General features: G+C 30.7%; 15 protein-coding genes. 13 read left to right on the forward strand and 2 right to left on the reverse strand.

Translation table 11 applies throughout. The annotated features are described in order from the left end of the window. Positions 1-308: 308 nt before the first annotated feature. Complete coding sequence (locus I6U51_RS24345) at positions 309-1,052, reverse strand: protease inhibitor I42 family protein (RefSeq protein WP_211145133.1); 744 nt, start codon at positions 1,050-1,052, stop codon at positions 309-311. Positions 1,053-1,371: 319 nt separating this feature from the next. Between I6U51_RS24345 and I6U51_RS24350 the strand changes: the two genes are divergently transcribed. From I6U51_RS24350 to I6U51_RS24405, 12 genes are all read left to right on the forward strand, one after another. Beyond that, on the forward strand, positions 1,372-1,935 hold the full coding sequence (locus tag I6U51_RS24350; protein WP_211145134.1) for a sigma-70 family RNA polymerase sigma factor: 564 nt from the start codon (positions 1,372-1,374) through the stop codon (positions 1,933-1,935). After that, positions 1,932-3,335, forward strand: coding sequence for a hypothetical protein (locus I6U51_RS24355; protein WP_211145135.1), 1,404 nt, complete (start codon positions 1,932-1,934; stop codon positions 3,333-3,335). The genes I6U51_RS24350 and I6U51_RS24355 overlap by 4 nt, the downstream gene beginning before the upstream one ends. Positions 3,336-3,907: 572 nt before the next feature. Then, entirely contained in the window at positions 3,908-4,831 is a 924-nt protein-coding gene (locus I6U51_RS24360; protein ID WP_211145136.1) for a S66 peptidase family protein, read from the forward strand. 357 nt (positions 4,832-5,188) lie between these two features. Beyond that, positions 5,189-5,728, forward strand: coding sequence for a nitroreductase family protein (locus I6U51_RS24365; RefSeq protein ID WP_211145137.1), 540 nt, complete (start codon positions 5,189-5,191; stop codon positions 5,726-5,728). Between the two features lie 437 nt (positions 5,729-6,165). Beyond that, positions 6,166-6,642, forward strand: a complete 477-nt coding sequence (locus I6U51_RS24370; protein ID WP_211145138.1) for a hypothetical protein — start codon at positions 6,166-6,168, stop codon at positions 6,640-6,642. A gap of 231 nt (positions 6,643-6,873) precedes the next feature. Next, the gene (locus I6U51_RS24375) at positions 6,874-7,686 is read left to right on the forward strand and encodes an alpha/beta fold hydrolase (RefSeq protein WP_211145146.1); all 813 of its coding nucleotides are present in this window, start codon (positions 6,874-6,876) and stop codon (positions 7,684-7,686) included. A 400-nt stretch (positions 7,687-8,086) separates the two neighbouring features. Next, positions 8,087-8,701, forward strand: coding sequence for a LysE/ArgO family amino acid transporter (locus I6U51_RS24380; protein ID WP_211145139.1), 615 nt, complete (start codon positions 8,087-8,089; stop codon positions 8,699-8,701). A gap of 53 nt (positions 8,702-8,754) precedes the next feature. Further along, positions 8,755-9,144: an ACT domain-containing protein gene (locus tag I6U51_RS24385; protein WP_211145140.1), complete on the forward strand. Its 390-nt coding sequence runs from the start codon at positions 8,755-8,757 to the stop codon at positions 9,142-9,144. A 113-nt stretch (positions 9,145-9,257) separates the two neighbouring features. Beyond that, on the forward strand, positions 9,258-9,770 hold the full coding sequence (locus tag I6U51_RS24390) for a GNAT family N-acetyltransferase (RefSeq protein WP_211145141.1): 513 nt from the start codon (positions 9,258-9,260) through the stop codon (positions 9,768-9,770). Between the two features lies 1 nt (position 9,771). Beyond that, positions 9,772-10,089 carry a MazG nucleotide pyrophosphohydrolase domain-containing protein gene (locus I6U51_RS24395; RefSeq protein ID WP_211145142.1) on the forward strand — a complete coding sequence of 106 codons (318 nt, stop codon included), beginning with the start codon at positions 9,772-9,774 and terminating at the stop codon, positions 10,087-10,089. A 91-nt stretch (positions 10,090-10,180) separates the two neighbouring features. Then, entirely contained in the window at positions 10,181-10,696 is a 516-nt protein-coding gene (locus I6U51_RS24400) for a GNAT family N-acetyltransferase (protein WP_211145143.1), read from the forward strand. A 100-nt stretch (positions 10,697-10,796) separates the two neighbouring features. Further along, entirely contained in the window at positions 10,797-11,072 is a 276-nt protein-coding gene (locus I6U51_RS24405; RefSeq protein WP_343069867.1) for a YciI family protein, read from the forward strand. A 237-nt stretch (positions 11,073-11,309) separates the two neighbouring features. Here the strand turns inward: I6U51_RS24405 and I6U51_RS24410 are convergent, their stop codons facing one another. Further along, positions 11,310-12,626 (reverse strand): amidase domain-containing protein, encoded by a 1,317-nt coding sequence (locus I6U51_RS24410; protein ID WP_211145144.1) that lies wholly within the window; start codon positions 12,624-12,626, stop codon positions 11,310-11,312. A gap of 326 nt (positions 12,627-12,952) precedes the next feature. Here I6U51_RS24410 and I6U51_RS24415 point away from each other — a divergent pair. Continuing rightward, positions 12,953-13,733 (forward strand): alpha/beta fold hydrolase (locus I6U51_RS24415; protein ID WP_211145145.1); only part of this gene is annotated, 781 nt, incomplete at its 3' end.

The raw sequence follows: 13,733 nt of genomic DNA on the forward strand, positions 1-13,733 counted from the left end.
TAAAATTAGAATAACCTAAATAAGTATAAGACTGCATCTAAAGAAAGTGTGGATTTAGCAAAGAAGCTTGTTAAGACGGAACAGGAATTTATGAATGAGCTACTTGGATATTTGTAAAGGTTATGAAATGTATGAAATCCCTAGCATAACTGACATGGCTAATGTAACGCGCATTATTCTTATTTAACGCAACAACTGAAAAAACGAACAATTTACATGGACACCGCATTATTCATGTCTCTAGGCACAGAGAATTTAAAAATATGCTATTAACATAAATTATTGCATTCTGCGCCTAGAGAAAACAGTTATTGTATATTAATATTTAAATTGAAAGTATGAATAGTTGAATTGGACTCCCATGGTTGTTTATATTCTAATTTAAGAGACGTCTTTCCAGTTTCAATAGCTTCAAATAACCAGCGATTTCTTAAGGTTACACCAGGCACCAACTTTGGGTAAAATGAATCAACTATGGATATATTTTCAGTGTTTTTTATTAAAGATTTATCCAATTTTATTGGTGTCCAAGAGTAGCCTCCATCACTACCTTCATTAGGAAGAGTTAACTGAAGAATTTCACCTTTTTTTAAAATGATATTTTGATTGTTGAAACTTCCGTCAATTTTTAGTGCATCTGAGTCAATAGTAAAAGGCATACAAAAGCCCTTTCTTATACCAGAATATTCTACTCTATCAAGAATATATAGCATATATGGATAGTTGGGTTTATATCCATTGGTTGGCGTGATTTTCACCTGTTTATGATCATCTGATAATGTAAGCGTTGTTGCTACTTTATCATTTCTTTCATCCAAGACAAAGATTGATGAATCATTTACTTTGGATTGGTTTATTGGATTCTTAAATTTAATAGTCCAGGTTTTATTTTGACTAACATTCTCTTTTATAGGTAGCGAATCCCAGTAATCGATAGACTCATTCCAAGGGTCGAAACCTAAATCATCAGAAAAAGCTACTGTGGGAAGAGATAATATCATAATAAGAACAAAAGTAGCAATTGTAAATAGCTGTTTTTTTAATTTATTCATTTGATCATCTCCTTTTACTACTAATTTTACTATTTATATTTATATCAGTAAATCAATTATCAAATTGTAATCTATTGTAAAAAAGAAAAGAGATGAAGATAATATTACATTTCTAATAAAGATTATGTCGTATTTCAAATAAAATTTTTGAGAGCTTAAAAATAGGCTGAAAAGTATTTGATTTATGAACTGTAAAAGTTTCTAACTAAATTAACATTATAATAGATAGAATGTTTCTTATAATAAACACAAATTTTGTGAAATATTAACCATATTATCCGTATTAATTAGTGATAGAATAAGACGGAAGGAGTTAAAAATGAAAATTGATGATGAAAACTTTTTATTAGAACTTAAGAAAAAAAATCCTGAGGCCTTAGAATACATAATTAATACTTACTGCAATTTAGTTTTTAAAATTGTAATAAATGTACTTGGAAAGGATAATTATGAAAATGCAAAAGAATGTATTAATGATGTATATCTTTTAGTATGGAATAAAAGCCACTTATATAATCCTGAAAAATCTTCATTTAAGAATTGGCTTTTAGCCGTAAGTAAATATAAGGCTATAGATTATAAAAGAAGCTTAGTAAAAAAGGACAACCTTCAGATTGAAGAACAAGTATTAGTTTCAAAGATTGATGTTGAAAATGAATATATATTAAAAGAAGCGAAAGAAGAATTAATAAAGCTTTTACAATATGAGCATAAACTAGACAGAGAACTGTTTATACGAAAATACATTTTAGATCAAGATATGGACAGCCTATGTAAAAAATTTAATTTATCAAAAGGTGCTGTTTACAATAGATTATGGCGTACTAAAAACTCACTTATAAGAAAATTAAATGTTTCAGGTGAAGTGGAGGTATCAAAATGAAATTAAATTTAAATGAAGATGATGTTTTAATGCTTTTAAATGATGTTAATATAAACGAAAATGAATTTAGCAATATGGAACTAAATGAAATTGAAAAGAAAAAAATCTGTAAAAATATTATTAGTAAAGTAAAGCCTAAGAAATCTAAAAGTAAAAGAAATTTTATTGCAGCTGCAGTTATCCTTATAATAAGTATTCCTATACTTATATCCCAAAGAAATGTTTTAGCTAATATGATAGAAAAACTAACTGTAATATCTGGTATTGGAGAAGTAAAGGTTTCTTCAGATAAACCCAAAATTCTTAAATATAATCTTAAACAAGGTAATATAACTTTAGCTAATATGTATGTAGACAACAATAAAATTATAGTTACTTTAACTATTGAACCTGAAGAAGATAAACCATCTTATTACACTATTAAAGACGAACATGGTAATTACTATGAACTCCATAGAAGTGATAATCTTGCTTTGATTCCAGATAATAACATAGGCTCATACAGAGCAGAATACTATGGTAAAGTAAAAAAAGCTAATAGTTATACTTTAAGTATTGTAGATAATGATAAAAAGCTTACTAAAGCAACTTTTAAATTAAAAAATTCTGATTTTAAAGAAGCTCCTGAATCAAAAGTTTTATATACTGCAACTAATGGAATAACTACATTAAACGTGACTTCATTAAAAAAAGAGGGAAATATTTTAAAAGTGGATTATTATTTTACAGATACTTTACCAGATTTTAAATTTAAAAAAATAGATAAAGTTAATCAGGGAACCTTTGAAGAAGGCAAAGAATGGGGATTCAAAGAACCAATTAGTACAAAATTAATAAATAATGATTCTATAAGAGATTCACACATCATAATTTCTGATGAATATAATAACGCAGTATATGGACATAACAATACTAATTATTTAGATCAAGAAAATGAATCTTTATTTGATTTAAGCAAACTCACTGGCAAGAAGTTAAAATTAACTATTTCAAATGTAGTTTATCACGTTCGTAATGATTGTATGAGTAAAAATAATGATTTTAAGTTAGGATTAGATGTCCCTAAATCAGGGAAAAGTATTTTAAACAAAACTGGTGAATATAAGGGAATTAAATATAAAATTATTAGTATTGAGCGTTTATCAAATGATAGTGTGGAGCTTATTTACAATTATATAAATGACAGCAAATCAAACTTACAAACTTGGAATATTTCATTTGGAAACTTTAATAATTGGGAAAATGGTAGTAATACTCATGAACATTACAATGGTAATATTAAACATATGCTTCAAAAGGAAAAAGGAATAGGCGATACATTAGAATTAAATGATATTGAGGGGGTTTTTTCTTCAGTTGGTCCTTTTGAAATAGAACTGGATCCATCAACAATTAGATAAATTTTCGCTATTTTTACTTAAAAACTTAGGTCCTATTTTTTAATAATAATATAATTAAAAAGTTGCTGCATAAAAAGTCAATTTATATAGGGACATTTTATGAAAATGAATAACAAACTAGAGCACCGTATTATTCAATAGAATTCTCCGGTGTTTTTTGCGTTACAATATGATAACTATACGTAATATCAAGAGCAAAAACGCTCTTTTGTTTTATCTTTTATTATAGTAATACTTAATATGAAAAAAGGATTCAAAAAGCCTCATAGCAAACTATTGTTATACATCGTATGCACATTTTCATTGGCGGCTGTGAAGCAAATCATGAATCGTTGATAAGTGAATAATACGATGTTTAAAAATAGAAAAATTTATATTCTTATACAAAGGATATAAGTAATAATGAATAACTTTATATAATATCCTAGTAATAATGAAACGAGGTTTTAGTAATTCTGCAAGTCTAAACTTCTTGTCCGTGGGGGGGATGATAGATATAAATAGCGACAAGGAGTAGTTTTTGCGGAATTGTAAGATTATATATTATTAAGTTATTTAGAAGGTGAATAAGTATGGCAACGAGACCACAAATTTTACGTGTAGGAGATACAATCGGAATAGTTACTTTAGGGAGTCCATTATCTGCGGATGCCATTAATGCTGGTATACAGACTCTTAAGAATATGGGCTTTAATGTAGTTTTAGGAAAATACGTATATTCTTCTAATGGATATATTGCAGCCACAGATGAGCAGAGGGCCTCTGATTTGATGGAAATGTTTAAAAACCCTGATGTAAAGGCTATTATACCCTCAAGAGGTGGAGTAGGTGTTGCAGGTATCATACCATATCTTGATTACCCTGTTATCGCGCAGAATCCTAAAATTGTCACAGGATACAGTGATATAACAATTTTATTAAATGTTTTGTATATATGGGCTAATTTAATTACTTTTCATAGTCTTCTTTTAATAGACTTTAAACCGACTACCCCTGCATATAACTTCAATCAGTTTTTCACTGCTACGTCTACACTTACCTCACCAAGGATACTTGAAAATCCTCCAGGAATGCCTCTAATAAGTAGGATCCCTGGAAATGTAACGGGGGATATAGTAGGAGGTAACCTTGCATCCTTTGTAGATAACCTTGGCACTCCATTCGATGTTGATACCACAGGAAAGATACTCTTAATTGAAGAAGTTCATGAACCTATTAATACAGTCTACAGGTATATAAATCATCTAATATTAGCAGGTAAATTTAGGGATTGTGCAGGTATCATTATGGGTGAATGCACGAATTGTGTGCCTGCATATGGTAAGTCATATGAAGATTTAATTACTGAAGTTATTATGCCATTAAATAAACCTCTTATGACAAATTTAGCATCAGGACATGGCACATACAAGATGGCTATACCTATAGGTGCTCAAGCTAACCTTAACACTTATAATAATACATTGACAGTACTTGAGCCAACAGTGCGTATATAAAAAAGCGGAAGGTTTTTGAATTATTATGGAATGAGGTGGCTGTTTTATTCATAACTGAATTTTACAGTGTTTTTATGTCATATTTCAAATACTATATGTAATATCAAGAGCAGAAATGCTCTTTTGTTTTATGTTATAGTATATTAAATTAATGATTAATATGAAAAATTTGTGACGTAACTATTTAAATTGAAAATACGAACGGTGTTCTTTGATAAGTGAATAATGTGGTGTTAAAAAATAGAATTGTTTTACAATTATTGAGGAGGCAATCATCTTTTATCACGCAAATTATGATATAATTACCATTAATAAAGTTAAAATAATAAAATAGAACTAACTAATGGAGGAGTATAAATGGAGAAGGGAAAGATGAATTCAGCAATGCCATGTATATTAAATCGTAGAAGTGTCCGAGCATATACTTCAGAAGAAGTGAGTAAAGATGCTATCATGCAGATGTTAACTGCAGCTAATTGGGCTCCGTCTGGTAATAACATGCAACCATGGAGATTCTCCGTAGTGATGAATAATAAGGAATTAATAAAAAAAGTAGCGTCTCTTACTGTATACCATAATTGGGTAGAGACTGCTCCTTGCTTGATAGCAGTTTTTCTAGATACTAAAGTTTTAGACGATAAGGTTCCAAGTATTTACTTGAAACATGCTCAATCAATTGGTGCTGCAATACAAAATATGCTACTTGCTGCTCATGGACTAGGGTTAGGTACTTGTTGGATTGGAGAAATATTAAAAAATGAAGATAAAGTACGAGAATTATTGGGAGTTTCAGATGAATTACAGTTAATGGCCGTTATATCTGTTGGCTACTCAAGTAGAAGTAATCTAAAATCTAATAGAAGAGACATTTCTGAAAATATTATAAGTTGGTTATAAAGTTAAGCATTTACTCTTTTTTAAAGTGAAATATGGATACCTATTTTGAAAAAGCAATAATAGTTAGGATACAATATTCTTATTTATTATAACAACTGAAAAAAATGAATAATTTTCCAGAACATCGCATTATTCTAAACTGAATTCTGCGGTGTTTTTTCGTCGCATTGCAACTATATGATGCACTTATTGTAAATTTACCATATATATACTTTATGAATGTAATGCGGCATAACTACTGAAATTAAAAATACGAACAATGTTCTTTGAGAATTGAATAATAGGATATTAAAAGCTGGAAGAGTCTTATCTCAACCGGAGAGATAACTATCTTTTATATGCAAATTATGATATAATTCCCATTAGTTGGTCATTCATTAGCATCTTTATCAGTACTAAGGTTTGCACAAACTTATAAAAATGAAGTATCTGGTTTAATGCTAATAGATGGCGGAGCTCCTAAGTTCTATGCAAAAAATAGTTTGGAAGTTCCGGGTAGTACAGCATTTAAGTATAAGTTACTAAAAACTACGGGCATAGCAAGGCTAGTACTTTATCATACAGATTATTACTCAAAAAATCTTAACTTTCTGCCTGATAATTTAAAACAATTATATTTAGGAATGGTTCTAAAAACTATGTATAATAAAAATATTATTGATGAAGGTATTATGGAAAGCGCTGGTGCAAAAACCGTTTTAGCAAATGGTCATTTAGGGAATGTACCACTTAGAATATTCACTGCTGAAAGTAATAGTTTAGATGCTGAATGGGAAAATAGCCAAGAAGCTTTGAAAAAATGGTCTACAGATAGTATGCAAATGGTCGTTAAGGGGTCAACACATGCTATACACCATACTTCTCCTGATGTTATAAATAATGAAATAAAAAAATTGATAAAAAATCAGAAGTAAAATGTACATAGGTTTAATGCGAGTATTAGAGCAGGTAAGTCATCGGATAAAATAAACTAAAATTTATTTGCAATTTTCTTATTTAACGATTCAAATATAAAAATCGAAGAATTTACTGGAACACCCTATTATTCAAGTTTGAATTTTAGGGTGTTTTTACTTCGCAATTCATCTATTTGCTTTCAAGAGAATAAGATAATAATGGAGAAATTTTTTAATGGAGGTATCTGTGTGGGATACTATGTTATAGTGGAACCAAATATAAAAATCTATATAGAGGATCTTAATCCAGAGGGAAAGAAGACAATCTTATTTATACACGGTTGGCCTGCAAATCATAAGTTATTTGAATATCAATTTGATCAGCTGCCACAAATGGGATATCGATGTATTGGAGTAGATATCAGAGGATTTGGTAATTCAGATAAGCCTTGGAAGGGATACTCCTACAACCGATTGGCAGACGATATTCGATGCATAGTTGAAACACTTAGATTGCAAGATTTCACACTTGCGGGTCACTCTGTAGGGGGAGCGATTGCCATTCGATACATGGCTCGTCATAACGGATATGGAGTATCTAAACTTGCTCTTTTTGCCGCTGCTGCGCCTAGTTTTACCAAAGTTCCTGGTTTCCCTTATGGTCTTAATAAAGAAGATGTAACCAAAATTATTCAAGATACGTATAACGATCGCCCTAAAATGCTGCAGGGATTTGGCGACATGTTTTTCTTTCAGTACTTAACAGGACCTTTCTCAAATTGGTTCTTCCAATTGGGACTACAGGCAGCAGGTTGGTCCACAGCGAAGCTTGCAACTTCACTTAGAGACGAAAACTTGTTTTCTGATCTTGGGAAAATATGCGTTCCTACTTTAATCCTTCATGGTGTTCATGATAAAGTTTGTCCATTTCCATTAGCTGTCGCTCAAAAAGAAGGAATTAAGCACTCCAAGCTTGTGCCATTTGAAAACAGCGGTCACGGATTGTTCTATGAACAGCGAGACAAATTTAATAAAGAATTAATGAAATTTATTGAAGAATAAAGTTTTTGTAAAGTAGAAGGGCTTAATAAAAATATTCAAAGCTAATAATTCATTTGAGTAAGTCCAAATATAGGAGGTGGAAAATGAGTTACACTAACCCATATGGACAGCCACAAGGGATTGCAAGACTTGATACAAATAAATTAATGAAGAAAAGGGACATGCCGAGCATTTAACAAAGTTATTATTAAAATATGATACAGATAAATATAATGGTCTTGAATAAAAAGACATAGATATTGGTTATATAAAATGATTAATTAGAAAATGTGATTGATAGCTCTTGAAGCAAATTTCAGGAGCTGTTTTTGTTGGGATAAATTTATTCTATTTGGTTGGAGATTTTAGTGTTCTAAGTAGGTATAATTGTTTTAGGCGGAATGATAAGGAGGAAATGGACATGTTAAAATACTGTATTCAAGGGTTCTTGTTGGGCCTAGCTTATGTTGCACCTATAGGTATGCAAAATATATATGTAATAAATACGGCAGTTAGCAAGAATAAGCTAAGGGCTTATCAAGTTGCATTTATAACAAGTTTCTTTGATATTTCACTAGCACTAGCATGCTTTTTTGGAATGGGAACTTTAATGGAAAAATCCAAAATAATAAGAGCAACTGTTCTATTTATTGGCTGCATAGCAGTAGTGTATATCGGAATTCAGCTTATAAGAAGTACCCCAAATGCAGAAAAAGAAGTGGATGTAAATAAACCACTGATAGAAGTCATAATAACTTGCTTTATGGTTACCTGGATTAATCCTCAAGCTATTATTGATGGTTCGTTACTACTTGGGGGATTCAAAGCATCATTGCCACATGCGGCTTCCACGTTGTTTATTCTTGGTGTTTGCTTAGCATCATTTTTCTGGTTTACCAGTGTTGCTACTATTGTATCAATTTTTAAACAAAGCTTTAACAGAAAAGTGCTTAGGATTATTAATATTATTTGTGGTGCTGTTATAATATATTATGGTCTAAAACTAGGATATAGTTTTCTGCAAATTATAATTTGAGCTAAATAAAAAATATGTTGTGACATAGCAGTGAGAAAGGAAGAAGATAAAAGATGGTAGAAAAAATATTAACGATGAAATTATTAAAGGAAAAGTATGGAGTGTGTAGACTAGGCAAAACTCAATTAATTCCTGAATGGGCACAAAATAGTGATTTTTTCTCTATAACAAGAACATCAGATGAATTATCAATTGTATGTATCGAAGAGAGCATTCCTGACAATGTAAAGTGTGAAAAAGATTGGAGAATTTTAAAGATTGAAGGACCATTAGACTTTTCACTAATAGGGATTCTAGCTTCAGTTAGTAAAATATTAGCACAAAAAGGAATAAGCATATTTGCTATTTCCACCTATGATACAGATTACATTCTTGTTAAAAATAAGGATATTGATAATGCTATACAATCACTTATTAAAGAAAGATATGAAGTTATATATTAAGTAAACTAATGTTAGGTTGTAATTTCCTTTATTTGTATTGGTAGAAATTATATAATTAAATTAGTGGTCTGATATCATATTAATAGATTTTTGCGATTAAAAGGGGGAGGAACATGAAACATATTGAAGAAAAATCTGATCTTATAAATATAAGGAACACTCAAGAAGATGATTTAGATTTTGTAATTGCTTCGGAACAAGAACCTAACAATGCACAATATGTTGATCAATGGACAAAGGAGCAGCATAGAAATGCATTAGCTCAGGATGATATTTTACATTTAATCGTTGAAGATAAAACTACGAATAAACCTGTTGGATATTTAATTATAGCAGGTCTTACAAATCAACATCGAAATATTGAATTTAAGAGAATTGTAATATCGGACAAAGGTAAGGGTTTTGGAAGGGAAACTTTAAAATTAGTTAAAAAAATAGCTTTTGAGCAGTTGAATGCACACAGACTCTGGCTTGATGTTAGATATAAAAACCATGGAGCACAAAATCTTTATAAATCTGAAGGGTTTATTGAAGAAGGTATCTTAAGAGAATGTATTTTATATAATGAAAACTATGAATCAATAATTATAATGTCAATTTTAAAAAATGAATATAATGGAGGATAAAATGAATTTATCAGAAATTCAAGATATAGTAAATAAATTCACTAAAGATAAGAACATGAATTCAAATGTTAATGTTAGAATGATTGATTTAACATCAGAAGTAGGAGAGCTGTCAAAGGAGGTTTTAAAAGGAACTAACTATGGCAGTAAACAATTTGAGAAAACTGAAGAATGGAACAGTGAAATTGGAGATGTGTTATTCTCCCTTATTTGCATAGCAAATGAAACTGACACTAATTTGGAAGATTGCCTAAACTTTGTTCTTGATAAATATGAAAAAAGATTTGTCAGTAAAGGGGATTTTGGTTCTGGAAGATAACTTTGAACTATATGCTACTCATCAATTTAAGAAATATTTTTTCTAACATACTATGCATAGTGTATATTAATAATTCAAAGGAGTGATTAAAGTGAATATAATAGAAACAAAAAGATTGATACTTAAAGAGTATTCCATTAATGATATACCAGAATTAAATATAATTCTTTCAGATCCTATAACAATGAAATTTTGGCCCTCTCCATTCACTCTACAACAGACCGAAAGCTGGATACATAATAATATTGCAAGATATAAGAATTTAGGCTTTGGAAGATGGGCTGTTATTTTAAAGGATAATGGAAATCGCATTGGAGATTGTGGAATTATGATTTCAGAAATTGACGGTAAACAGGAAAATGATTTAGGGTATATATTTCATCATCCATTTTGGCATAAGGGCTATGCTGTTGAAGCAGCAGATGCGTGTAAGAAGTATGCTTTTAATAGCTTAGGAATTAATAGGTTATGCGCAAATATGGCATTTGATCATGAAGCATCAAGAAGAGTTGCTGAAAAAATTGGAATGAAAAAAGAAAAAGAATTTTTAAATAGTAGAAACAGAAACTTTTTAACATATGTGTATTCAATTTCGAGAAACGAGTAATTAAAGAAACACTATTTTGCAATTCTATAATGTCGAATCAGATTCCTTTAATATTGCCAATGATGAAGTTTGTTTTTATCTTAGTTAGGGGGGGAAATAAGTGACATATGTTTATTTAATGAATAATCAGAAGCCTATAAATGCTGATATCATCAAGAGTCATGTAGATTATTTAAAAGAGTTAAAGGCAAAGGGTAAGCTTGTGCTTTGTGGACCATTTACAGATTATCCAGGAGGAATGGTTATAATCTCTGCAGAAAGTATCATAGAAGCAACGAAGATTGCAGAATCTGACCCCTTTATTGCGTCGGGGTGCAAAACTTTTGAAATTAGAACGGTTGAACTGGCAAATGAAGAGAACAATTATCTGCTTTAACTAAGAATCATGTGTGCTAATTTTAGTTCACAATTTACTTAAGTTGTGGACAAACAGTTAGATATGATGGAGTGAAAGGTATTGTGTTGGGGCGTTTTGATAATAGCTGCAAAATGGATATACATACAATAGATAAAGAGTAGTAAGAAAGGGTGACATAAGTTAGAAAAATGCTCTTTAGCTTATGCCGACCCTTTCTAATGTTGTTTAAGACAGATAACTATTGAAAGAAATAACTTAACCGTTTATGTGTATAAGAAAAAATCTTATTTTAGCGTCACCCCATCCTAAATCCCAAGGTACATGATACCTATCTGTAGTATGAGAATTCACAAGTGGATATCCATGAGAATCAAAGCCTGTTATTACTGCAAAGTGATCTATATTTCCTCTGCCTTTTTCATAAGCAATCAAATCTCCAAGTTGTAATTTTCCAACTGCTCCATTAGGGAGTTTTTCTGAAGATTTAGTTAATTCCTTAAAGGTACCAACACTAATTACACTTCCTCTTCCGCTGTGTACTAAGAAATTTTTCAAACCATCGGCATTAGCCCAAGCGTTACTACTAGGTACCCAACCACCACCAATGCGCATACCGCCACCTTCTTTATCTCCTAATACTTGGGATACATAATTGGTACAATCTCCACCTATACCATTATAATCATTATATTTCTTGTTATATTTAAAATTATTACCACTTCCCCAAGCAGCTCCACAGTATTTATCAGCATAAGCAACAGCCTTTTCTCTATCATAAATAGGTTTCCTATAAATTACTTCTTGATAACTTTTATTTATGTTATGAATAGGAGTTAACATTCTTGGAAGTTTAGCAACACTGTCAGAATAGCCACGTAAGGCATCTTCAAAGCAGTCAGTGTACCAGTCATTGAAAATAACCCACTTCTCATTCCTCTTAACTAGGCTTGTAGTATGTCTTATTCCAACTCCAAAAGAATTAACAGGAGGATTCTCCTCGTTATTATAAACATAATCAAACTTATAGGATTCTTCTAAAGCTAATTTTACTATATTACCTTTAGGATAAATTTTTTTTACTCTCACTGTAGATTCTATTTTATTAAAAGTTATATTTCTTTCCTTTGACCAATCCTTAAGATATTTTATACGTTTAACCTCATGCTCTAATGCCCATTTACCATATTTTTGTGAAGTATCAAAAAGTGTGTTTAAAGATGATACATCACCGGAGGCAAGAGCTGCTGATCTCTCATTATATATTCTTTCAACTTCCGATTTTAATTCATTCTCGTCGATTTTCTCAATTATGTTTTGTTTTTTGGGATCTGTTTTGTTTTGATTTAGATTATTTGGTGGAGTATTGTTTTGGTCTGGCTTTTTCTCTTCTGTATTTTTCTGTTGAGGCACATTTTCATTTGGTTCAACTTGTTTTAGATCCATAGCTGAAACTTTTGAAAAATTTTTTATATCCCCTTTGTTAATATTTTCAATTTTACTAAAACATCCAAAGATGGAGATAACAACTACCAATAAAGTAAAAAAGATTATATAATCACGTTTTTTAGTCATATCAACTCATCACACTCCTCATATATAAATTCCCTAGTTATACCTTGAATTATACAATGCATAATAAGGATAAAAAAAAATTCAGGATGATGGAAGATGGACAAATATTAAAAGATAATTAGAAGAAATAAAATTTTTATTTTTAATGTATGTAATTATTTTTATGGCATAGCATGAAAATATTGCGAACAAATTATTGATTTTAAAATACGAACAATGTTCTTTGAAAACTGAACAATACGGTATTTAGTCGGCTCAATCATTCACAAATTATTCTTCTAATGAATAGCCTATTAATATAGCTATTTAATTGTTGGAGGTTGTCAATGGGTTACTATATTAAAGTAGAACCTAATGTAAAAATTTATGTAGAAGATATTAACCCTGATAGCAATAAGACAATCTTGTTTCTACACGGTTGGCCTGGAAGCCATAAGCTGTTTGAATATCAATTTGATCAGCTTCCGAGGATGGGATATAGGTGCGTCGGAATAGATACAAGAGGATTCGGCAATTCAGATAAGCCTTGGACTGGCTACGACTACGATAGATTATCAGATGATGTTCGATGTGTGGTTGAAGCTCTTAAATTACATGATTTTACACTCGTAGGACATTCAACTGGAGGAGCCATGGCTATTCGATACATGGCCCGCCATAAAGGTCACGGAGTATCTAAACTCGCTCTTATTGATGCAGCAGCTCCTAGTCTTATCAAGCGTCCAAATTTCCCATATGGTTTAGAAAAAGAAGATGTAATCAAAATTATTCACGGAACATATACTGATCGTCCTAAAATGCTGAGAGATTTCAGCGACACATTTTTCTTTCAGTATATAACTGAACCATTTTCAAATTGGTTCTTTCAATTGGGATTGCAGGCAGCGGGCTGGGCAACTGCGGCCATTGCAAATACTTGGATAAATGAAGTACTATTTTTTGATCTAGAAACAATAAATGTTCCAACTTTAATTATCCATGGTATTCATGATAAGATTGTTCCATTTGAACTTGGTGAAATACAAAACCAAATGATTAAACATTCAAAACTTATACCATTTCAATACAGCGGTCATGGGTCCTTCTATGACCAGCGTGATAAATTTA

It is taken from the genome of Clostridium aciditolerans, from assembly GCF_016316925.1.
Lineage (GTDB): Bacteria > Bacillota > Clostridia > Clostridiales > Clostridiaceae > Clostridium_AM > Clostridium_AM aciditolerans.